Genomic DNA, 22,857 nt, shown 5'->3' with positions numbered 1-22,857 from the left:
ATTAGTTTTCCAACCACAATTGTATTAGTGAAATCAGCCTGTCCATATCTACAGGCTTGGTAATATAATCATTTGCTCCTGCTGCAATACATTTTTCTCTGTCATCGCTCATCGCTTTTGCAGTAAGCGCAATAACCGGCAATTTACTCCACTGGGACTTGGTACGTATATATCTTGTCGCCTCGTAACCATCCATTTTGGGCATCATAATGTCCATCAATACGATGTCAATATCATCCATGCTTTCCAGTTTGGTTATTGCTTCTTCCCCATCATTGGCAGTTTCAACCACCAGGTCATATGATTGCAAAGCGCTGCTCAAGGCGAATATATTACGCATATCATCATCTACTACCAATACCTTTTTGCCTTTCAGAGCATCTTTGCCACGGGTGATAATTTTACTTTTACCTGTTATACTTACAGAAGGTTGCTTCGAAGAGTCTGAACTGATCTTATTTAAAAATAGATTTACTTCGTCTATCAGTCTGCTGGAGGACTTATTAGTTTTCACCACCATAGCATTAGCATACTTCATTAGTCTGTTTACTGATGTTTTATCTAATTCCATTGCAGTATTGATAATCACTGGCAGCGATGTAAAACGATCGATCTGTTTAATTTCATCCAGTAGGTCGAGACCCGAAATATCAGGAAGTGACAGATCGAGTATCAAACATTGATAATTATTTTCGTTCAGCATTCTTAAGGTCGACTCGCCATCAAATGCCTGATCAACTGCAATACCTTTATTTTGCAATAGCTCCCTCAGGGCATGACTTTGTACTTCATGATCTTCAACAAGCAACACCTGTTTTAAGTTGACACCGTTTTGATTAACTATGTCTCCGAATAATTTATCTAAAGCATAGATATCAACAGGCTTTTTGAGAAAGCTGATAGCGCCTTCTTTTTTTAGTTTGTTGGCCTCAACATCGCCAGCCGACATCATATGCACTGGAATATGGGCAGTTTTTTCAGACAATTTAAGCTCCTTCAATATCTGCCATCCATCTTTTCCTGGAAGTCTAATATCCAAAATTACTGCATCAGGCAGTTCCTGTTTAATAATATCCACAGCATCGGTACCATCATTCAATATTAATGGCTTAAATCCGTGGCTACGCGCATAATCCTGTAGTATAACTGCAAAGTTTTTGTCATCCTCAACAATAATTACAAACGGTTCACGGTTATTTGCCCTGGCAGATTGAGTGACCCTATCCAAAAATTGTGGTTCAATGTTTATAGCTTCAACATCAGGTATGGCATCCGATTCAATAATTTTTTTTTCTGCTGCCTTTACCGGTATGGTCAATGTAAACTCACTGCCTTCTCCTGGTTCACTTTGCATAGAGATAATGCCGCCTAATAACGCAGTCAGTTCACGGCTTATTGAAAGGCCCAAACCAGTGCCCCCAAACTTGCGACTGGTAGATCCGTCAGCTTGTTGAAATGCCTCGAATATAGCCTTTTGCTTATCTTTTGGTATGCCAATACCGGTGTCCTTAATGCAAAAGCTTATGGTGTCTTTTATTTTGCCGGGCACTACATTGATAGATATAGCGCCTTTTTCGGGTGTAAACTTAAATGAATTAGAAAGCAGATTCTTTAATACCTGTTGCGCACGCACTTTATCAGTAAAGATATGCTGGGGTGCATTGCCTATGTTGCTGGTGTATTTGATCTTTTTATTCCTGGCTAATTCTGCAAAGAGCGACTCCATATCATGAACCATATCAGCAACCCGTACTTCCTCATTATTCAGATCCATTTTACCCGATTCGATTTTTGCAAGATCGAGGATATCATTAATGAGCGTAAGCAGATCATTGCCTGCATTGAAGATCACACTTGCATATTTGATCTGATCGTCTGTAAGATTGGTAGTTTTATTATCCTTTAATATACGGGCCAATACCAATATACTATTCAGCGGCGTACGTAACTCATGGCTCATATTGGCCAAAAACTCCGATTTATATTTACCGGTAGTTTCCAATTGCTCAACCTGGAGCTTAATTGCCTGGCGGGCTTCTTCAATTGCCTGGTTCTTTTCTTCAAGCAAACTGGCTTTTTCTTCCAGCTCCGCATTGGTGCTGCGTAGCTCTTCCTGTTGTGCGATCAATTCTTCTTCAGAGGCCTGCAGCTTTTCGGTTTTGTTCATCAACTCCTCATTCGTCACTCGCATTTCTTCCTGCTGGGCGCTTAGTTCTTCTGCTTGTTGCTGAGTTTCTTCAAACAGGTCGTGCATAATTGTACGAGATTGGGCTGTATTAACAGCAATCCCTATACTGTCGGAAATTGATAAAATATAATCTTCTATTTCTTTTTTCAGTTCATGGTTAAACCCGATCTCGATCACTCCTTTTAATTTCTTATCGAAAAAGAAAGGGAAAATAAAGGTTTCAGTTAAAGCTTCCTTGATAAGAGATGTTTCAAGCTCCAGTTTATCATTGATCTTACCTTTAATTAATGATGGCTTTTGATTATCAGCAACCTGACCAAGCCAGCCTTCGGTTAATTTGATGGTTTTCCTTATTGTGTTCAGATTACTGAATGCATAAGATGCATAATATTCCAGTTGTTCGTCATTTTTATTGAACAGATAGAAGGTACCAGTAAAAGCTTCGGTGTATTTGCAAACCTCGGCGATAATGTTTTTAGCAAGATCTTTCTCCGTTTGTTCGCCCTGCATCTTCTCGTTGAGTAACCTGATACCTGTGAGCACCCAGTTTTTAACCTCATTTTCTATAAGCACCCTTTCAAGTTGCAGATTTGTAGTAAGTATTTCTCCTTCAATCTTTTTCTGCCTGTCAAAAGTTCGTTGTATATGATAGAACAGAAAGATAATGATGAGAAGAAATACTAAAGATCCTGTAATTATAACAATCATTGCCTGGGTTGAAGATTCATTAGAATTTTCCTTACGCAAAGTAAGCAAGCGGTTTTCGGTCTCATCAATGCTGCTAAGAAGTGCACGTATCTGGTCCATGTTTTGCTTACCTAAAAGGAACATGTCATTCTTTACCATATAGTCCAGCCCTTTACTATCCCTGGTCTCAATATTTCCTTTGAGTATGCCCAATTGGATACCAACTAATGAATTTAGCTTTTCCAGCCTTTTTACCTGTACAGGATTATCAGGAACCAGATTTTTTAATTCTCCTAAATCGTTATTGATTTGCACTATGGCTGCATAATAAGGATCAAGCAACGGCTTTTTACCGGCAGCAGCATAGCCCCGCACGCCCGTTTCAGCATCAACGAGCAACTGCAATAATTCATCCGAAGCTTTAATTACTTTTTGTGTATGATCAACCAATGCGGCATCATTTCTTGATTGATTAATACTCCGATAAGATAACAGGCCTACAACAAACACAAGGATAACCGACACAGCAAAGCCAGCAAACACCTGTTGGCGAAAAGACAGATTTAACATTCTAAATGGGATGATTTGGCGCTAATATATCAAATACTTACAATTAATAAACAGGTCAAAACATTGCTATAACTCCTGTATATTATTATTGTTTACAGCTTGTGGCTGAATTTGTATTTTATATTTAGATTTTTCGTTTAAAACGCCCAGTAGGGCAAGAGCAGGACCAGCAACTAAAAACCACCATCCCCATTTGAATTTTATCTGGCGGCCCAAATATTTCGAAATGGGATGAAATGGTATAAAACTAAAAGAGGTATGAATTTTTAAAAGTGACAGGAAGTAAAATAAGATGACCAACACCACCGATGTCCAGGCAGCCAAACGGGCTATTTGCATTTGAATCAACACCAATCCTATTATTCCTACAACAGCAACCAACAATACTACAATGCCATAAGGTTTGTTGCCATCGTACATATCCCAGTGAGTGGCACCGAAGGGACGGAATAACGGACAATAGGTTGCAGCAATCAGCATAACAAACCCTACGAACGATACAAATGATGCCGGTCTCATTTATCTATTTCTGCGTGATCTCCATTTTATCTGCAAAGTGTGCGCAGTAATCGCGAAGGTCTTCTACAATATTGGTTTCACCTGTCGCGCGAAGAAAGCTATCACCCATAGTTTGCAGGGTTTCATAGAAGAAGCGTTTCATTTCATCAACACCCATATCTTTTGTCCAAAGATCTATACGCAGAGTGTTTTTATAGTTATGATCCCAAAGCGCCAGCATCATGGATTTTACCGGTAATGCTTCTTTGTTCTGCGCATCGGTTGACTCCCAGGTTATGCTTTCGGGTACATTGTTATCATCAAGGTCTATAGTCAGTTTTATTTCAGCTTTCTTCATGTTTGTTATTTAACCAGTAAAAATATAATAGCCGTCAAAGTTATAAAGCTTAGCTCTACAATCCATAAACTTTTAGTCTTTGGGAAAAAATTCCGGAGCATCAGGTCAAGAAATGACACTACAAAAGCAAACAGTAAAAAAATGAGGGTGATGGTTCCGCTCCAATGTTCGTATTTGCTGCCTGTAATTTTGGCTCCATATATAAAAATGTAACCAGCCAGGATTAAAAAGAATGCTGTTGCAAAGTTTAACGGTGTTATTCTGAATTTAGCCCCCTCTAAATCTCCTCCGCCGGATGGCGGAGAGACTTTTATTTTTTCCCTTTTATTATTATCATTCATCTGCTTCTACTTTCAGCTTTAGTCTTTCTGCTTTTAGCTCAACTAACGCTTTTTCTTAAAATTTTTATTGGAGCGTGCTTTATTGCCTGCCTTCGAATTTGGATTTGCTTTTGCCCTGGCAGCATCAAATTTCTTACGCTGATTAAGGGTCTTCTTTTCATGAAAAGCCCCCTTAAATTCCGGGTCTTCTTTTCGCTTTTGAAGATCGACCTCTTTTGCCTGCGCTTGTCTTTCTTCGTAAGGCGTTTCTTCTATAAATACTTCTGCAGGCAAAGGCGTAACCGGGATAGTTTGCCTGATCAATTTTTCTATTTTACCGATATAATATTCTTCAGAAGGCGTGCAAAAAGTAATTGCCTCACCAGATTGCAGAGCTCTACCCGTACGACCTATGCGATGTACATAATCTTCGGTCACAAAAGGCACATCAAAATTAATCACGTGGCTTACATCGCTTACATCGATACCCCGTGAAGCCACATCAGTAGCCACAAGAATTTTCACTTCATCATTCTTGAACGCATTGATGGAATTGATTCTGGTATTTTGTCCCTTATTAGCATGCAATACTTTCACCTCCTTATCGCCGAACTTACGTAGTAAAAACTTGTATACATCCTCGGCTGTAACACGTGTTTTGCAAAAGATCATCAGCTTTTTAATATCCTCGGGCTCGGCGAGCAATACTTTTAAAAGATTGATCTTTGTTTTGATGTTAGGAACATGATATAATCGCTGAGTAACTGTTTGGGCAGGCGTGGCTTGTGGTGTAACTTCAATGACTGTTGGATGTTCGAGGAAATTGCCTGCGAGTTGATGCACCTTATCAGACATAGTTGCTGAGAAAAGCAGATTCTGGCGTTTGCGGGGCACCACCTCTAATATCCGGTTGATCTGCGGCATAAAGCCCATATCCATCATCTTGTCAGCTTCATCCAATACCAGCACTTGCAGCATTTTAGTAACCAGGTGACCGGCCAGGTAAATATCCATAAACCTGCCGGGAGTCGTCACAATTATATCGACACCCTTTTTTACATTTTCTATTTGTGTTTTTGGGCCCAGACCACCATATAAGGCTACCACCCTAAGATCGGTATGAGCGGCATATATCTTTACATTCTCTTCTATCTGTATGGCCAGTTCGCGTGTTGGTGCCACAATGAGTGCGCGGGGATGTTCATCTTGCGCATATTTTAATCGCATAATAATGGGCAAAACATAGGCGGCAGTTTTGCCCGTTCCTGTTTGGGCTATGCCCATCACATCTTGTCCGTTCAGTATAGGCGGAATGGCTTTTTGCTGCACAGGTGTAGCTTCGGTATAACCCGCATCTGCAATAGCATTTAAAACTTGCCGGTTAAATTTAAAATCTTCGAAGTTGACACCCATCCGGCAAAGATAGCCTTTAAGTCGGGAAGTCCGAATTTGGGAAAGTATCAAGTGAAGTAAGATGGCATTAGTCTATACATATCAAGCTTCCACCCAAACATTGATTACTTGTCATTCCAATCATATATCTTGCACCAAATTTAAACCCACATGAAACTAAACCTACTTATCTTATTCATTTCATTATTGACATTTATTGACTCTGCTTCGGCACAAACACAAAAAGGAAACTTTTATGTAGGCGGTAGCCTCTATTACAATTATGACGGTGGACCGGGCACTACTACCGTTTATAATTACCCAACAGGGACTACCAATTATACGGTAAACAATCTTACCACCTTCCAGTTTAATCCGGAGTTTGGTTACTTTTTATCCAAGAATTGGTCGATAGGCATTCAGCCCAATTATTCACGTTCATCAGGTACTGAAACCAGTGTTTTTACATCTAATACAGATCCTGCTTCTAATTTTACCAGTTCGGATAACTATCATATTGATGTTGTAGGTTTAACTATAAACGTTAGGTATTACTGCATGCTTACTGATAAGATTGGCATCTTTCCGCAATTTGGTATCAGTAGTCAAAACGACTTGAAAAACTTTAGTAATGGTGAGATCACTGTACTGACCTCTCCAAACATTGTCTTTTTTGTCACCCCGAAACTGGGACTAAATATGGGTTTTGGTAACATTAAATATGCTACAGATTATCACTTCAACAACAGCTATGTTAATGTTGGCTTTAACAATGCTATCTCTTTTGGCCTGAACTATTATTGGGGCAAGAAATAGAACGAAGAAAACAAATGGTTTAATTTTTATTTATGCATACGAGCTTTCCAGCATTTGATTTTTTTAAAAGTCTAAATTTATGTCACGGTGAATAAAATGTCTTAAACGTTTACCTTTGCTGCTGAATACTAATTCAACTGCTATGTCTTCCATTCTCATCAAATCAGCAACTATAGTAAACGAAAACCGCCAATATGTAAGTGATATATTGATAAAGGATGGTTTGATAGAGCGTATTGACCGGCAAATTGATGTACAGGTGGATCAAACGATCAACGCAAAAGGATTACATCTTTTTCCCGGTTGTATTGATGATCAGGTGCATTTTCGCGAACCAGGTTTAACTTATAAAGCCGACATCCATTCGGAATCAAGGGCGGCTGTGGCCGGTGGTATTACCTCGTTTATGGAAATGCCCAATACCGTTCCAAATACTTTAACCCAGGATTTGCTTGAACAAAAATATGAGATAGCGTCACGAACCTCGCTGGCCAACTATTCGTTCTTCATGGGTGCGTCAAATGATAACATTGATGAGGTTTTAAAAACGGATATTAAAAATGTTTGCGGTGTAAAGGTGTTCATGGGATCATCAACCGGCAATATGCTGGTGGATAACCCGCAGACATTGGAAAACATATTTTCAAAATCTCCAATGCTTGTCGCTGTTCATTGCGAGGATGAGGCTACCATCAAAAGCAACCTGAACCATTTCAAGCAATTGTTAGGTGATAATGTCCCGGTAAGGTTGCATCCAAAAATACGGAGCGAGGAAGCTTGTTACCTGTCTTCTTCCATGGCTGTTGAGCTGGCTAAAAAACACAATACTCGTCTGCATATTCTTCATATCTCGACTGAAAAGGAAACACGTCTTTTCAGCAATGAAATTCCTTTAAAGGATAAACTCATTACTGCCGAAGCTTGCATTCATCATTTATGGTTCAGTGATCAGGATTACGAAACCAAAGGCAACTTTATTAAATGGAATCCGGCAGTAAAAACCGCAGCTGACCGCGACGGAATTTTAAAAGCTGTACTTGATGGGCGCATTGACGTTATAGCGACTGATCACGCGCCTCATACCATCGAAGAAAAATCACAGCCTTATTTGCAGGCACCATCCGGTGGACCATTGGTGCAACATGCTCTGCCGGCTATGTTAGAATTTTATCACCAGGGGAAAATCAGTCTCGAACAAATAGCCGAAAAAATGGCACATAATGTAGCCATCTGCTTCCAGTTAGAAAACCGGGGCTTTATTCGCGAAGGTTACTGGGCTGATATGGTATTGGTAGATTTAAACAATTCATGGACGATTGATAAAAGCAACATTTTATACAAATGCAAATGGAGCCCATTTGAAGGCTCCACTTTTAAATCTAAAATTGTTCATACGCTGGTATCCGGAAATGTAGCCTATAGCAAAGGAAGTTTGATTGAAGGTAAAGCCGGCAAGCGTTTGATTTTTAACCGCATGTAAAAACGGATTTTTGCCACTAAAGAATTTTCTGGATCAAATAAAGCCAACATAAACCTCGGTTTTTGTCTTCTCAAAGCTTTCAGCACCCGCTCTGTACAAATCATAATCGGCAATATAACTACGGCAATTGCCATCCTGCCATATCTGACGCCAGGTATCAGAAACACAATCCGGAAACCTTCCTTCAGGCTTGTAAACGCGATATTCTCCCTTTGGGACCAAGGCGGTGAACATACCATCACCATCATTCGGCCCGGATATTTTGCAACCCAGTACCGCAGTATACCAGCCTGTATGGTCATTTTCATAATCCGTATACACGCAATAAATATCATCTGATTGTTTCGCTTCTATCTGCCCGGCAATGTTTTCACTCATAAACTTTGTCCACAGATTTCTGATATCAGTTTGCGATCGTCCATCGTGATTGGTGGTGCGTATTGCAATACCGGCTACGAAAATTCCAGGATGATTTATTAGTTCAAATGGCAAGTTCCGGCTCATAACATTTTATTATAACGATTTATAAAAATCTATCAATCAAAATTTTGCTGCATTTATATCACTAAATACTTTACACTTTTCCGCTCTCTACCATCTCTTTCATCTTACCAAAAACTGATTGCCAGTTTTGCTCAGAATGATTTTTAGATTCCTCACTTTTTATATTTTCCTGCGTGATGGTCAATACGGTTTTGCCGTTGTTTTCGGATAGACTGTAACTAATATCTGCATAGTTTTCCGGTTTATCTTCAGTGCCCGACATGGAGCTCCAATAATTATATTTCACAAATTTGCCCGGATCGACATCCAATATTTTTCCTTTATCCTGATAGGTCTTCCCTTCCCACTCTCCTTCCCAAATAATGGGGCTGCCTTTTTTCCAATCCGATTTAACATTTGTGCCGAAAAAATACTGCTTTACTATAGCAGCGTCTGTCAAAGCCTTCCAAACTTTTGCAGCAGAGGCATTGATCTCTATTGATGTTTTCAAACTTAAGTTTGCCATGATCTTATGATTTAATTTCTAGTGTTTTATGTTGCTCTCCTAACATTTTGGAACGGATCAATTCGAAATCAGTTTTCCCTATCTCAAAAAAACCAAAACGAAAGTGATAGCCCCAGGCGCTTTTATTTTTGATGAATTCCATTTGCGGGATCAATGGAATGAATGACACTTCCTTACCCGGATAAAAATGTACGCCCCGACGATACGGAATAAAATTATCTGCCATTTTATGCTGATAAATATCCTCACCCGTTACTTGTCCTATTGCGGTAAAGGCCTGTAGTTTTTCATCTCCCTGGTAAGTAACCTTTGGTGAATAAAATATCACCCAATCATTCACGTGCAGTTTCTTTAGCGGACCTGGCTTGCCATGATTGGCCTGCATAAAACCACCCTCAACACCCCGTTTGATATGATCTTTTGAGACCACTGTTATCCAATATCTTTCCATACCATTCACATTCATATACCAAAGTAAAGGCACACGAATGACAACCCTATGTCAGCAGGAAATTCTTATTGATGTTTTTGGTGAATAATACCGGATAGCTCTCTCACTTTTTCTTTCAGACTGCATGGCGTAATGATTTCGGCCATATCGCCATACATCATCAGCCAGCGGACAAACCCTTCTATAAACTCAGTTAGGAAGGTCATTTCAATTACACCGTCAATCTCTTTTTCAGAAACAAAACCGTTATAATATTTTTGCTCAGTGAGATAAGGGAGTATCTTTTTTTCAACTCTGATAGTTACTGTAGTTAAGTTTTTTTCGCTTGCTGATTGTGCAATATATTCGTTTAGGTTTGGGTGTAATGTCCTGAACCGTTCACCAGTTAATGATATGTCAGATATACGATCAAGACGAAAATCGCGATAATCTAAACGTAAGCGACACCAGGCAATCAGGTGCCAATAGTTATCCTGATAAAATACACCTACCGGTTCAATACACCTTTCACTTTTTTGCTGGTTATGTGCAGCGAAATAATGGATAGATAAAACCTGTCGCTCGCCTATCCCCTTCAAAATGATCTGTAATGGGTTCAAATCAAGTATGGCACCTGATAAACGACGGCTCTTCAGCACCTCAATATGTCCGTCAATATTCTCCAGGAAATCCTTTTCGGTCATACGTAATACCGAACGTATCTTGTACATAGCTGATTTATAATTATCTTCTGATGATGGATCGGTCAACTTCTCCATCAGCTTCTCGGCTGTCAGGAAAGCGGTTGCCTCCTCCCGGGTAAACATGACAGGTGGCAAACGGTAACCATCCATAATAGAGTAGCCAACACCGGCCTCGCCCATTAGCGGGATACCTGCTTCCTCCAGCGTCTTTACATCACGATAAACTGTACGCAAACTGATGTTAAAGCGCTCAGCAATATCACTTGCTTTGACTACCCTGCGGGATTGAAGGTGAATTAAAATAGCTGATATCCGGTCGATGCGATTCATATTATTCAAATTAACCAAAACAAATGCTCATTTTTGACAAGACTTTATTTAAACATCCATCTATTTTTAAACATCAGGGATTTATGCAAAAAGAAGAGGAAATAGTAACCCTTGAAACCTATTACAACCCTATGCTGGCTGAGATCATTCGTACCAAACTGGAAGCAAATGGGATACCTTGTCTTGTAACCGATGAAAGCCTGGGCGTTTTATATCCGGTTTACAACCAGGGAGGGGGCGGCATCAAAGTAAAAGTATTTGCGCGTGATCTTGCAAAAGCAAGAGAAATAGTGGCGGACCAACCAAACTTATCAGCTGATACAGACGTTACAACAGAAGAATAAACTAAATCTTATTATTATGAAAAAATATTTCCTTTTGATCGCCCTGTTATTTGCAGGCAGCATCTTATTTGCTCAGAATAAAGTAAAATCTCAATACCTATTGATCATCCGGTTTAAAACCGATTTTAAGCCCGCTTCTGACGATGTAGTGAAGGCCAATATTAAAAAATGGCAGGATTATATGGGCAATCTGGTGCAGTCAGGCAGCTTGGTGGCGGGCTATCGTCCTGCTAGTGAGGGATTGACCATATCTGGCAACAAAAAAGACTTGAAACCCATACCTTATATTGCCGATGGCGAATTGGTAAGCTCCATACTGATTATTAACGCTGTGGATATGGATGCCGCAAAGGCTATTGCCGATAAATGCCCGGTTTTTGAATTCGGCGGCAGTGTTGAGGTAAGGCCTGTGATGAATATTGCAGGGCAATAGCATCGTTACAGCTAAAACCGTTCAAACTTTATATATTAGCGGCATGTTCAATCGCCGTAAATTTCTTCAGTTATCGGCTGCGAGCGCTTCGCTTGTGGCCTTATCACGTTCAGCCGTGGCTAAGACTTTGTCTTTCAGCCCGGCCCCTAATCTGCCTATTGTTATTTCTACCTGGGATTTTGGCATTGCTGCCAATAAAGAGGCCTGGACCATACTCGAAAAAGGTGGCCGTGCGCTGGATGCTGTTGAGGCCGGCGTGAGGATACCGGAAGCAGACATGAACAATCATACTGTAGGTCGCGCAGGTTATCCAGACCGCGACGGGCATGTAACATTAGATGCTTGTATTATGGATGAGTTTGGTAATTGCGGTTCTGTAGCGGCAATGGAAGATATTGCTCACCCTATTTCAGTAGCGAGATTGGTAATGGAAAAAACCCCGCACGTAATGCTGGTTGGTGATGGGGCCACTCAATTTGCGGTAGAACAAGGATTCAAAAGAGAAAAGCTTTTGACACCAGAATCTGAGAAAGCCTGGAAAGAATGGCTGAAGACTGCCAAATACAGCCCGGTAATGAACATTGAAAATAAAATGCCCGGAAGTAAATACAATCACGATACCATAGGCATGCTGGCCATTGATGCCAAAGGCAATATATCAGGTGCATGTACTACAAGTGGCATGGCTTTTAAGCTACATGGTCGTGTTGGTGACAGCCCGATCATAGGCGCAGGATTGTATGTTGATAACGAGGTTGGTGGTGCTACGTCTACCGGGGTTGGTGAAGAGGTGATACGCAATGTGGGCAGCTTTTTAGTGGTTGAATTAATGCGTCAGGGCTTATCACCGGAAGATGCTTGCAAGGAAGCTGTGAAAAGGATCATCAAAAAGAAACCGGATACTGCAAAAAATATACAGGTTGGTTTCCTGGCTATCAATAAAAAAGGTGAATATGGGGCTTATGCTATCCAAAGCGGTTTCTCATTTGCCGTATGTAATGCTGATAAGCAAGATTTGTTGATCCCAGGAAAAAGCGCTTATTAATTATCCGTTATGATTAATCTTGAAGTCTGCGCCAATTCACTTACATCTGCCCTAGCAGCGCAGGAAGGTGGTGCTATACGGGTTGAGTTGTGTGATAATTTGAATGAAGGTGGGGCTACGCCGTCATACGGACAGATTAAAATGGCACGCAAGCTATTGAACATTAAACTTTATGTTTTAATACGTCCACGCGAGGGTGATTTTCTTTACTCCGATATTGAATTCGAAATCATAAAGGCCGATGTGCAATATTGCATCGATGCGGGCTGTGACGGTGTAGTAATAGGCATTTTAAAAGCCGACGGAAGCATAGATAAACCCCGGTGTACGGAACTCGTGAAGATGGCAAAAAAAGGTGGTCTTGGCGTTACTTTTCACCGGGCATTTGATATGTGCAATGATATGGACCAGGCACTGGAAGATATTATTGAGTTAGGCTGCGAACGTATCCTGACATCCGGTGGTAAAAGCACCGCACCTGAAGGGGCTAATGTAATAGCCCAACTGATTAAGAAAGCAGCAGGGCGTATCATCATTATGCCGGGCAGCGGGGTAAGTGAAAGTACTGTTGCCGACCTGGTTCATATTACAAAAGCTACTGAGATCCATTCGTCAGCAAGAAGTGTTGTGAAAAGTAAAATGCAGTATCACAATGATCATCTTAGCCTAAGCAATAATAGCACTGATGAATTAAGTATCATGATTACTGATGTGCAAAAGGTGAAGGACATTATCAGAGTAGCTAATTATTAAAAAAACGTCACCGGCAGAATAATCTCAAAGCGATTACGCCCGCTATAACCGAAAATATCCGGGTCAATCAGGTAATCATACCGGAATCCGAATGAAATAGACACCTGGTTAAACCATTTGGTATCAAAAAATATAGCAGCCCCTGTCGATCTGAAGTTTTTAAAGCGGCTTCCGTCGGTAAAAGTATCCGAACCTTGTGTATAATCATAAAACAGATCAGCCCGCAGTCTTAACAAGTATATGGTATTTGCCACGCCTGCATCCGGGTAAGCAATTGGGAGATGGTAATCAGCCCCGATCTTATTTAAACTATGCAAGTTCTCCGCTTCGTATCCTCTCGAAAAAGGGAAGTTATTTGTAAAGTCTATGCCGTTATTATCACCTTTTTGCTGATGTGCTACATTTATGATTAGGTTGTGATTGATATCTATTCCAGGTAAAAACAAATTGCCGGATGCGAGGAACTGAGTCGCTGTTAACCCGGCTATTGCGGTTTTGTAGGACAGACTGATACTCTCCCCAAATCGCGGATAAATGTTTTGTTTAGCCTGCTGAATATGATTGCTGAAATTGATGTAATTGCTTACATAGGTGTAATTGCTCGACTTAAAAGTTGTATTATAAGGCGCCTGGAAGTTAGTCTGGCTGAAATACAGATCGCTGCCAAAATCAAGTCCTGTAATGTTTTTTCCGCTGCTGAAATTTAGTGGAATCTCAAGACCACCATGCAAATCAGTCTCATTCCAGTAAATGTTTTCTCCCTTATAGTAACCTCTTCTATCAATCGTGTAATCAACGCCTGCTTTTATAAAAGGAAACAAAGCACCATATACTGCATCAAACCCGATCTGTTTATATTGCTCATCCCGGTTATAAGTGAATGCCAGTTGCGATTGGAAAGTATTGAGTACATTTTCGCCAACAATAGCGATCTGGTAATTCGGGTCGCTGATATTGGGTATAATGCTGTGAAAGTTGAATAAATGATAGGTTTTAGGATATTTGGTAATAGTAAGTGGTTCAGGTTGGATGGAAGGTAACAAATCAGAAGCCGGGTTCTTATGTAAAGCTGTGACACCCATGTCAGGTAAGCTGCCGGGCAATGCGGGCTCAATTTCTGTCCATTGCAGGTCTTTCTTGTTAAATTCGTTTACCTGGTAACCAACGGAGGTAAATCCAACCCAGGCAAGTTTATTATCCGAAACTACAGGTTCGTAATTGCCGATATAGCCGGGTTTTTGAAAGTTATTCAGTTCATATAATTTACCGTCATTTAAATGAAGGCTAAAAAGGCGGTCGTTAATACCCGATGTCGCGTTAAAATAAACAGCATCATTTACAACTCTTAAAAATCCAATAGGCTGATAAGAAAAAGGTAGTAAATACTTGATCTTTTCAGTTTCAATATCGATCACGGCCAATGACATTTGTCCTTTCTGATTACGTACAGCCGCTATCAGTTCTCTGCTCCCGTAGAATTTGGGATAGGTATAAAACAGCTTGCCGGGATTTCCGAAGGCTTTTACAAATTTACCATTGGCAGCATTCAGCAGATGCAAATTGCTTTTCCCCGAAGGATTTACTTGTACGGCTACAATCGTTTTTCCATCAGGACTAAACGACGGCGAGAAATATTTTGTGCTTTTGGATATACGTTTCTCCCGGCCAGTTGCTACATCCAATACCGCCAGTTCGCTGTAATCACGGTAGGTCCAGCGCAAATCGGGCCTGTAAGTTGCGTAGACGATCTTACCATTTTGGTAATCAAAATAATTGTCCAGCGAAATGCCTCTCACCCCAATATTTCTTTCCTTGTCGTTGATTTTAATCACAAAAACGGGTAGATGATCATAGGTGCTTTTCATATAGATCAGCGTACTATCATTTACATAAGCGGGATATTCTTCATCTGCAACAAAATGAGCTGAAGTAATTACTGATTTGCTACCCGGCTGTTCTTTAATATCTGCAGCAAATTGCTTTTTATAATAATCCAATCCGTCATTCCTGAACTGTTCAAAACTCTCGCCCGAATACTTTTTAATCGCCCTTTCAAATGGATATAATCCTCCTTTGTATGCGGCGGCATCGTGTGTTACTTGTTTCCAGAAATCATCACCATATTTTTCTCTTCCGTAAGATACCATCATGTATCCGGTTGGATACCAGTCGGGAATAAAATCACGGTAGGAACCATTACGCAGTTTCATCCAACTATACTGTTTGCCATCAGCCCAAATGGCACGGTAGCCGTTAAAGAAGTACGGTAAACGTCCCCTGCCCTGATCGCTCACCAATGTCTCATTAAAAACAGCATCCCCTTCAAAAAACCAGTTAGGCACAGCCAGGTCGTTGGCTAATGCCTGCCCGCCTTCACCAAAAAGCACATGCATTACTTTTGATGCACCTACATTAAAGTTATTATACTGCTGCACGTGCCTGAATTCGTGAATGGCCAATTGTTCCGGCCATGGCAGACTGCCTATATCGAAACTATTCTGCTCGGGCGTCAGGAAAAATTCACTCCTGAAAGGCGCTAATCCTACGTAAGCATTGGCTATCGTAGTCTGGTTTTGCAATACGATACTTACTTGTTTCTGCTTGTAGCCAATAGTTGGCTGTATAACGCTGTTCATGCGCTGAACAATATTGGCTACCTCAATTGCTGCGGAATCAAGTCCTTTTGGGAATATAACTTTTGCTGCTTTGGTATTGATTTGCTGCCATTGAATGGATGGCGGATTGCCACCAAACTCCTGCGCCCTGGTGATAGTGGCGGTGGCTGTTATAAGAAGTAATAAAATTAAAAGTCTATAATTCAGGGTAGAGGCAAACATCGGGGTGAAAGTAATAAATTTGGCTGAACCTGAATACAGAGATCAAGAATTCTTGAGATTAACGTAAAATATTAGTTCTTGTTTTCTGTCAAACTGAAAATTAGATATTCAAAAGACACTCGATCTGCTAAAACTACCTACATTTGCCGATTGTTATTGAATAATCATGGCTAAAGTTTCTATCAACCTGGCAACAGGCTCTATACAAAAGGAAGACATTATTGTAGGCATTGACCTGGGTACTACCAATTCATTAGTGGCATTCATCGACCCGGATAAAAATCCTAAAGTGATCAATGATACAGGCAAGGGTGTTTTGGTGCCATCGGTAGTCCATTTTGGCCCCGCTGGTGAAATAACTGTTGGTAACGAAGCTAAAAACTATTTAATAACTGATCCGCAGAACACTGTTTTCTCAGTAAAAAGATTACTGGGCCGTTCTTACCACGATATTGAAGATTATAAAGATTTCTTTTCTTATAAAGTGATCGACGATGATAGCGAAAGCCTTGTAAAGATTAAAGTTGGTGATCGTTTCTATACTCCTATTGAGCTTTCCGGATTGATATTAAAAGAACTCAAAGACCGAGCTGAACATGCTTTGAAAACACCGGTAAACCGTGCTGTAATTACTGTACCTGCTTATTTTAATGATTCGCAGCGTCAGGCTACACGTGATGCAGGCAAACTGGCCGGACTGGATGTATTACGAATTGTAAATGAGCCTACTGCAGCAAGTTTAGCTTATGGCATTGGCTTAAACCCTGAAGAAACCAAGACTATTGCTGTGTATGACCTGGGCGGTGGTACATTTGATGTTTCTATATTACAGATACAGAACGGTATTTTTGAAGTACTCTCTACCAACGGAAACACCTTTTTAGGTGGTGATGATTTTGACAGGGCTATTGTGGATTACTGGATCGTAAAGAACCAACTAAACAAAACCGAACTCCTGAAAAATCGCGAGCTGGCTCAGGAACTACGCCTGAAAGCCGAAGAAGCTAAAAAAGCCTTTGCTCATCAAAGCTTGTTTAATGAAAAGATTGGTGATATATGGTGCACTCTTGACCGCACTACTTTTGAACAATTGATATTACCCAAAGTACAGCAAACCATTGAATGCTGCCACAATGCTTTAAAAGATGCGGGATTAGACATAGGTGATATTAATGAAGTAGTGATGGTAGGGGGTTCAACCCGTACTTCACTGGTTAAAAAGATGGTATCTGATTTTTTTGCCAGACCAATTCATAATGAACTTAACCCGGATGAGGTAGTAGCTCTGGGTGCAGCTATACAGGCGGACATTTTAGCCGGAAACCGCAAGGATATTTTACTGCTGGATGTCACCCCCCTTTCACTGGGAATTGAGACTATGGGTGGCTTGATGGACATCATCATTCCCCGTAACTCAAAAGTGCCTACCAAAGCCGGCAGGCAATACACTACTTCGATAGACGGGCAGGTAAACATGAAAATTGCAGTTTACCAGGGCGAACGTGATCTGATTAAAGAAAACCGCAAGCTGGCAGAATTTGACTTGAAAGGCATACCATCTATGCCGGCAGGCTTTCCTAAAGTAGACATCAACTTTTTATTGAATGCTGATGGCATATTAAAGATACAGGCGATGGAATTGCGTTCTGGTGTAAAACAAGAAGTAGAAGTTACTCCTACTTACGGCATTACAGATGACCAGGTTGAGCAAATGTTAATGGACAGCATCACCCATGCTAAAGATGATGTGTCCCAACGCATGCTGATTGAGGCCCGTACTGAAGGTGAGCAAATGGTATATACCGTTGAACGCTTTTTACAAAAGAATGCGGATTACGTATCCATAGCCGAGATCAGTGAAACCCAAAAACTGATCAACTCATTAAAAGAAGCATTGGTAAGCGGCGACAAAGACCTGATATTAAAGAAAGTGGACGAAGTGAATGAGTACACCCGCCCGTTTGCTGAACGTTTAATGGACCAGGCGATTAGTACTGCAATGAAGGGTAAGAGTATTGAATAGATATTTGGTTTGATTATATTTGTCAAACCAAAATCCTTGTCATGAAGCTTATTTCTAAAATCCTATCCGTTTTATCGTTCAGTGTTGTATTTATTCTTTTAGCTGAAACTTCTTTTGCACAGTATATGACATTTCAGCCAATCCTAATGGGAGCCAATTGGAGTGCAAATCAACGAACTACCTACAATGTTACATTTAAAGATAGCTCAGTAAAGGAAGTATTTTCATTAATGTACACTGATACTATACTACACAAAAACTATTTGCTTTTTGTAGATAAAAATTTCCCCAAATCAGACACTGTGCATCGCAATCATAAAATTTATCCTGATCAAACTATTTATATTTCAACTAATAGAGATATTCAATCAGATAAAGAAATATACGGTGTGCCAAATGATAGTTGCTGGATGTTTACAGTTATTGGAGGTCAGTTAACTGTTTATGCTAGAAACATGAATTATCTCCGCCCTGCTAGCAAGGGTTATTCGTATTCAGATGAATTATATGAACCAGCAATCACTGGCATTCAAATAAATGATGGCCCCGTCCTGCCATTTAATGCGGATAACTTGAAAAAGATGGTCGGGCAAAATGTGAAAGCACTTGAACTAATTGCAGATAAAAAATATTTTAGAGCTATTAAAAGATATAACAAGGATGCTGAAAAAGGGACCAGGAATTAATTGCTTGGGAATTTTTATTCTGCCATAAATTCAGTTATTTTAAATCATGCATAAGCAGCATGATGATATCTATCTTTCTCTAAAAAAATATTTCGCTTCCAATCTCACAGCAAGTGAAGAGCAGGTCAACTTGTTTTGCAATAAATTCAAAGTTAAACGTACTAAACGCAATGAGGTATTGCTGCACGCAGGTGAGATTAATCCTTACATGTATTTTGTAAATAGTGGCTGTCTTCGCATTTACATGATGGATGCTGACGGCCGGGAGGCTACACGTTTCCTGGTAATGGATGGTCGTTTTGGCACTGCATTCCCCAGCTTTATTTTACAGGAACCCTCACTGGCCTACATACAAACCATTGAAGCGTCTGAGCTTCTGTATATCAATTTCACTGATTTCCGCAGTTTGATGGACACTTTTCCGGGTTGGGAAACTGTTTATCGTATCAATTTAGAGAAGGATTACATCGCCTCTATCAAACGTATTGAAAGCCTTATCACCATGGATGCTAAAGAGCGCTATAACCTGCTAATGGCCAGTGATCCGCAAATGATACAAAGACTTCCTTCAAAAATTATTGCTGACTACCTGGGCATATCACAGGAGACATTGAGCCGTCTGAAATCTAAAAAGTGAAATTATTGACATTTGTCAACTTCCAACGGCCAGATTATACCTTACTTCGCTTATCAATATCAGAGCCATGTTTAAAAAACTCATATTCATCCTATTATATATTTATCCGCTGTTTGCTTTAGCGCAAGACCAGATCGGTGAACGCACTTTTGCTTTTAATGATACTGCACGCCATCGCCCATTAAAAACAGAGGTTTGGTATCCGACAAATGACACCAGAAAACCTGACAGTATTCCGGGTTATCCCTTTATTCATATACCTACAGTCCGGAATGCTTCATTGCCATCAGGTGTACATCAGCTGATCCTCATATCTCATGGAACAGGTGGCGGACGAATGACATTGGAATGGTTAGCCGATGCATTAGTTCAAAAAGGCTTTATTGTAGCAGCCGTGGATCATTGGGGCAATACGTACGACAATAAGATAGCGATTGATTTTGTAACGCCATGGGAACGTCCACAAGATATTAGCTTTGTGCTTACGCAGTTACTAAATGATAAAGACTTTGCCCCTCTCATTGACAAAAATCGTATTGGTGCAGCTGGCTTTTCAATAGGTGGTTATACGGTGATCGCTTTGGCAGGCGGTCAAATCAGTATGGATGCCTTAAACAAATTTAGTCAGACACCGCAGGGAGTAAAAGAGTTTACACTTCCTGAATTTCCGGGATTGAAGAAAGCCTTTAATCCTGCAGATGTCGAAGCATCATTTAAAAATTGCCCCGATTTAAAGGATAACCGTATTAAGGCATTTTTTGCCATGTGCCCGGCTGTTGGGCAAGGGTTTACAAACCGGGATCAATTAAAGCGAATTACCTCACCTGTTTATATTGTTGGTGCACAAAGCGACAGTATTGCGCCCATAAAAACCAATGCCATACATTATCAAAATCTGATTAAAGGATCAAAAATCTATATTGTCCCAGGCAAAGCAGCACATTATACTTTTTTAAATGAGGGTACTGAGGCTGCTAAGCATGGAGCAGGCCCCTTCCTTAATGATGATCCGTCGGTTAATCGCCACGAAGTGCATCAGCAGGTTGCTAAAATCGCGGTTGATTTTTTTGCAACAACCCTTAAATAACAAAGAGGCACTTTAGGGTGCCTCTTTGTTATTACTGATTTTAATGTTTATTAAGTGCTTCCTGTTCCCGCAGAGCAGATATGTTATTCTGATTGCTGAACTGATCCGTTTGCACTGCAAAATCCTCCAGTATGCTTGTTATTGTATCTAAATTATCTGATACCCGTTGATGCATGTCAGGCAGGTCTTTTTCAAGGCGTTTATTACCAAGATCGATATTATCTACCTCTATTTTTGTTATTTTTTGTATGATAGCCTGCTGGCTGTTTTTCAGGTCTTCGAGCTCATGTACAATTTTTTCCATCAACTCAAACTTCTTAATCTTATCCATATGGTTTTATCAATTGTTGTACTTGTATAACGGATTTTAACATAAATTGTTTAGAATTTGCATTTCTCACATATAACTAATAATTTAGTTATATGAAAACCTGCCTTCTACTTTTATTATTTACATGTCTTACTGTGATCACTTTTGCACAGCAACAAAAAGTCGATGATGCGCTATTGCTTGAGTATTATCAAACCCAACGTTTTGCAGATGCATTGGATTATCTTAAAAGGACTTATCCTGAACCTATTACTGATCTGAAAACGATTTCGAGCCTGGCTTATACCTCGCAGATGGCCGGGAAATTGGCTGATGCAGAGGCGTATTACCAACGTATCTATGAAAAAGACTCAACCAGTGTAGCTTTATTATTTAGTCTTGGCAATATCAATCTACGAAGGGGGAACAGTGCCAGGGCACTGATCTATTATAAAAAGATTTTATTGCGTGATAGCACCAATTTCAACGTTTACAAACAGATGGCTACCATGGCGTATAACATGGGAGATTTTGCATCGAACATTAATTATCTTCAAAAAGCAAATCATCTAAATCCGGATGACCCGGATGTAGCATCCGACCTCGCGACTATTTATATCAATTTAAAAGTATATCCGAGAGCTGATACAGTAGTTACTAAAGCATTAGCTGCAGATACAGCCAATCTATTACTGTTGCGCGAAAAAGCGATTATCTATTATCGAACCGAAAAGTTTCCGCCAACCATAGCATTATGCACTAAATTAATAGCTGGCGGCGATGGTGCTAATGATGTGATCAATATGTTGGGGGTATCCTATTTCATGGTAAAAAGCTACCAGGATTGTATAACGACATTAGAGATTTTGGAGAAGAATAAAACTGCCACTGAAACTTCTTATTATTACACTGCCATGAGCTATAAGGCATTAAAAGATCAGGAAAAGGCTATTTTCTATTTTGACAAGGCTATTAAAGAAGCTATTTCAATTAATGTTGATTCGTACTACAGTGAAATGGGCGATTCTTATGATAAACTTCACCAATTAAAAAATGCTGTTTTCGCCTACCAAAAAAGCTTGTTGTACGATAGTAAGTCTGTGATCACCTATTATGTATTGGCTAATCTATATGATTCAGGGCTAAAGAATAAAACCAGTGCAATAAAGTATTACAAGAAATACATTAAAACCAATCCGCCTGAAAAACAGAAAAGCTATCTGCAGTATGCTAAAAAACGTTTGACGGAGTTGTCGCATTAGCACCCATCAACCTCGCTACATATTTGCCGATAATATCAAATTCAAGATTAACTGTTGAGCCTTCACGTACCTGTTGTAAATTGGTATGTTCGAAAGTATAAGGGATAATAGCTACAGAAAAGCTATTTTTCTTTGAATTAACAACTGTTAAACTGATACCATTTATACAAATGGAACCTTTTTCTACAGTAACATTTCCAATTGAGGCATTGTATTCAAAGGTGTATTCCCAACTACCGTGCATTTCTCTGAAATCAGTACAAACAGCGGTCTGGTCTACATGGCCCTGTACAATATGCCCGTCTAAACGTGCATTCATCTGCATACAACGTTCCAGATTCACAAAGTCCCCTATTTTTAGGTGACCGATGTTAGATTTTTGAAGAGTTTCCTCAATCGCGGTTACGGTATGCTTTCCATCAGCCAAAGCAACAACAGTAAGGCAAACGCCGTTATGTGCAACTGATTGATCGATCTTCAATTCAGCTGCTATTGCTGATTCAACCGTGATATGCAGGTTACCCTGCTCATGCCGCAGATCAGTTACTTCTCCTAAAGTTTCAATTATTCCTGTAAACATTTTAGCCCCCTAACCCCCTAAAGGGGGGATTTTTGAAATGCAAAAATAACATAATCTCTTGTTTTATAAAAGTCTCTC

The 22,857-nt window shown here is 40.0% G+C and carries 23 protein-coding genes; 11 read left to right on the top strand and 12 right to left on the bottom strand.

Going from position 1 to position 22,857, the window contains the following annotated elements:
* Position 1 precedes the first annotated feature (1 nt).
* From ACPPVU_RS11260 to ACPPVU_RS11240, 5 genes are all read right to left on the bottom strand, one after another.
* The gene (locus tag ACPPVU_RS11260; RefSeq protein ID WP_426671805.1) at positions 2-3,445 is read right to left on the bottom strand and encodes a response regulator; all 3,444 of its coding nucleotides are present in this window, start codon (positions 3,443-3,445) and stop codon (positions 2-4) included.
* Between the two features lie 66 nt (positions 3,446-3,511).
* Positions 3,512-3,964, bottom strand: coding sequence for a hypothetical protein (locus tag ACPPVU_RS11255; RefSeq protein WP_426671804.1), 453 nt, complete (start codon positions 3,962-3,964; stop codon positions 3,512-3,514).
* A gap of 4 nt (positions 3,965-3,968) precedes the next feature.
* Positions 3,969-4,301, bottom strand: a complete 333-nt coding sequence (gene gldC, locus ACPPVU_RS11250; RefSeq protein WP_426671803.1) for a gliding motility protein GldC — start codon at positions 4,299-4,301, stop codon at positions 3,969-3,971.
* A 5-nt stretch (positions 4,302-4,306) separates the two neighbouring features.
* On the bottom strand, positions 4,307-4,642 hold the full coding sequence (locus ACPPVU_RS11245; RefSeq protein ID WP_426671802.1) for a hypothetical protein: 336 nt from the start codon (positions 4,640-4,642) through the stop codon (positions 4,307-4,309).
* Positions 4,643-4,684: 42 nt separating this feature from the next.
* The gene (locus ACPPVU_RS11240; protein ID WP_426671801.1) at positions 4,685-6,034 is read right to left on the bottom strand and encodes a DEAD/DEAH box helicase; all 1,350 of its coding nucleotides are present in this window, start codon (positions 6,032-6,034) and stop codon (positions 4,685-4,687) included.
* 150 nt (positions 6,035-6,184) lie between these two features.
* Between ACPPVU_RS11240 and ACPPVU_RS11235 the strand changes: the two genes are divergently transcribed.
* Both ACPPVU_RS11235 and ACPPVU_RS11230 read left to right on the top strand, forming a co-directional pair.
* Complete coding sequence (locus ACPPVU_RS11235; RefSeq protein WP_426671800.1) at positions 6,185-6,829, top strand: hypothetical protein; 645 nt, start codon at positions 6,185-6,187, stop codon at positions 6,827-6,829.
* Between the two features lie 142 nt (positions 6,830-6,971).
* Positions 6,972-8,309, top strand: a complete 1,338-nt coding sequence (locus ACPPVU_RS11230) for a dihydroorotase (RefSeq protein WP_426671799.1) — start codon at positions 6,972-6,974, stop codon at positions 8,307-8,309.
* 33 nt (positions 8,310-8,342) lie between these two features.
* On the opposite strand, the gene ACPPVU_RS11225 is transcribed toward ACPPVU_RS11230, so the two are convergent.
* The 4 genes from ACPPVU_RS11225 to ACPPVU_RS11210 form a co-directional block, all read right to left on the bottom strand.
* Entirely contained in the window at positions 8,343-8,813 is a 471-nt protein-coding gene (locus ACPPVU_RS11225) for a GyrI-like domain-containing protein (protein ID WP_426671798.1), read from the bottom strand.
* Positions 8,814-8,883: 70 nt separating this feature from the next.
* A complete protein-coding gene (locus tag ACPPVU_RS11220; RefSeq protein ID WP_426671797.1) occupies positions 8,884-9,318 on the bottom strand; it encodes an SRPBCC family protein in 435 nt (144 codons plus the stop codon).
* A 4-nt stretch (positions 9,319-9,322) separates the two neighbouring features.
* A complete protein-coding gene (locus ACPPVU_RS11215) occupies positions 9,323-9,769 on the bottom strand; it encodes an EVE domain-containing protein (RefSeq protein WP_426671796.1) in 447 nt (148 codons plus the stop codon).
* Positions 9,770-9,834: 65 nt separating this feature from the next.
* On the bottom strand, positions 9,835-10,782 hold the full coding sequence (locus ACPPVU_RS11210) for a helix-turn-helix transcriptional regulator (protein WP_426671795.1): 948 nt from the start codon (positions 10,780-10,782) through the stop codon (positions 9,835-9,837).
* 83 nt (positions 10,783-10,865) lie between these two features.
* Here ACPPVU_RS11210 and ACPPVU_RS11205 point away from each other — a divergent pair, with 83 nt between their 5' ends.
* The 4 genes from ACPPVU_RS11205 to ACPPVU_RS11190 are packed head-to-tail and all read left to right on the top strand — an operon-like array spanning position 10,866 to position 13,357.
* Complete coding sequence (locus ACPPVU_RS11205) at positions 10,866-11,126, top strand: DUF2007 domain-containing protein (RefSeq protein ID WP_426671794.1); 261 nt, start codon at positions 10,866-10,868, stop codon at positions 11,124-11,126.
* Positions 11,127-11,142: 16 nt separating this feature from the next.
* Positions 11,143-11,559 carry a YciI family protein gene (locus ACPPVU_RS11200; RefSeq protein ID WP_426671793.1) on the top strand — a complete coding sequence of 139 codons (417 nt, stop codon included), beginning with the start codon at positions 11,143-11,145 and terminating at the stop codon, positions 11,557-11,559.
* Between the two features lie 43 nt (positions 11,560-11,602).
* Positions 11,603-12,604: a N(4)-(beta-N-acetylglucosaminyl)-L-asparaginase gene (locus ACPPVU_RS11195; protein ID WP_426671792.1), complete on the top strand. Its 1,002-nt coding sequence runs from the start codon at positions 11,603-11,605 to the stop codon at positions 12,602-12,604.
* 9 nt (positions 12,605-12,613) lie between these two features.
* A complete protein-coding gene (locus ACPPVU_RS11190) occupies positions 12,614-13,357 on the top strand; it encodes a copper homeostasis protein CutC (RefSeq protein WP_426671791.1) in 744 nt (247 codons plus the stop codon).
* Here ACPPVU_RS11190 and ACPPVU_RS11185 read toward each other — a convergent pair.
* Entirely contained in the window at positions 13,354-16,194 is a 2,841-nt protein-coding gene (locus tag ACPPVU_RS11185; RefSeq protein WP_426671790.1) for a TolB family protein, read from the bottom strand. The genes ACPPVU_RS11190 and ACPPVU_RS11185 overlap by 4 nt on opposite strands.
* A gap of 166 nt (positions 16,195-16,360) precedes the next feature.
* Between ACPPVU_RS11185 and hscA the strand changes: the two genes are divergently transcribed.
* From hscA to ACPPVU_RS11165, 4 genes are all read left to right on the top strand, one after another.
* The gene (hscA, locus tag ACPPVU_RS11180) at positions 16,361-18,217 is read left to right on the top strand and encodes a Fe-S protein assembly chaperone HscA (protein WP_426671789.1); all 1,857 of its coding nucleotides are present in this window, start codon (positions 16,361-16,363) and stop codon (positions 18,215-18,217) included.
* Positions 18,218-18,258: 41 nt separating this feature from the next.
* Positions 18,259-18,903 (top strand): hypothetical protein, encoded by a 645-nt coding sequence (locus tag ACPPVU_RS11175; protein ID WP_426671788.1) that lies wholly within the window; start codon positions 18,259-18,261, stop codon positions 18,901-18,903.
* A 46-nt stretch (positions 18,904-18,949) separates the two neighbouring features.
* Positions 18,950-19,540, top strand: a complete 591-nt coding sequence (locus tag ACPPVU_RS11170) for a Crp/Fnr family transcriptional regulator (RefSeq protein WP_426671787.1) — start codon at positions 18,950-18,952, stop codon at positions 19,538-19,540.
* A gap of 67 nt (positions 19,541-19,607) precedes the next feature.
* Complete coding sequence (locus ACPPVU_RS11165) at positions 19,608-20,627, top strand: alpha/beta hydrolase family protein (protein WP_426671786.1); 1,020 nt, start codon at positions 19,608-19,610, stop codon at positions 20,625-20,627.
* Between the two features lie 40 nt (positions 20,628-20,667).
* Here ACPPVU_RS11165 and ACPPVU_RS11160 read toward each other — a convergent pair whose 3' ends face one another.
* Complete coding sequence (locus ACPPVU_RS11160; RefSeq protein WP_426671785.1) at positions 20,668-20,958, bottom strand: hypothetical protein; 291 nt, start codon at positions 20,956-20,958, stop codon at positions 20,668-20,670.
* Between the two features lie 92 nt (positions 20,959-21,050).
* Here ACPPVU_RS11160 and ACPPVU_RS11155 point away from each other — a divergent pair, with 92 nt between their 5' ends.
* Entirely contained in the window at positions 21,051-22,199 is a 1,149-nt protein-coding gene (locus ACPPVU_RS11155) for a tetratricopeptide repeat protein (protein ID WP_426671784.1), read from the top strand.
* Here the strand turns inward: ACPPVU_RS11155 and ACPPVU_RS11150 are convergent.
* Complete coding sequence (locus tag ACPPVU_RS11150) at positions 22,168-22,779, bottom strand: riboflavin synthase (protein ID WP_426671783.1); 612 nt, start codon at positions 22,777-22,779, stop codon at positions 22,168-22,170. The two genes, ACPPVU_RS11155 and ACPPVU_RS11150, sit on opposite strands and share 32 nt — an antisense overlap.
* Positions 22,780-22,857 lie beyond the last annotated feature (78 nt).

The sequence above is a fragment of the Mucilaginibacter sp. McL0603 genome (genome assembly GCF_049992945.1).
In the GTDB taxonomy this organism is placed as follows: domain Bacteria; phylum Bacteroidota; class Bacteroidia; order Sphingobacteriales; family Sphingobacteriaceae; genus Mucilaginibacter.
Note: the sequence above shows the minus strand (reverse complement) of the source record. Positions and strands in the feature narration are given on the sequence as shown.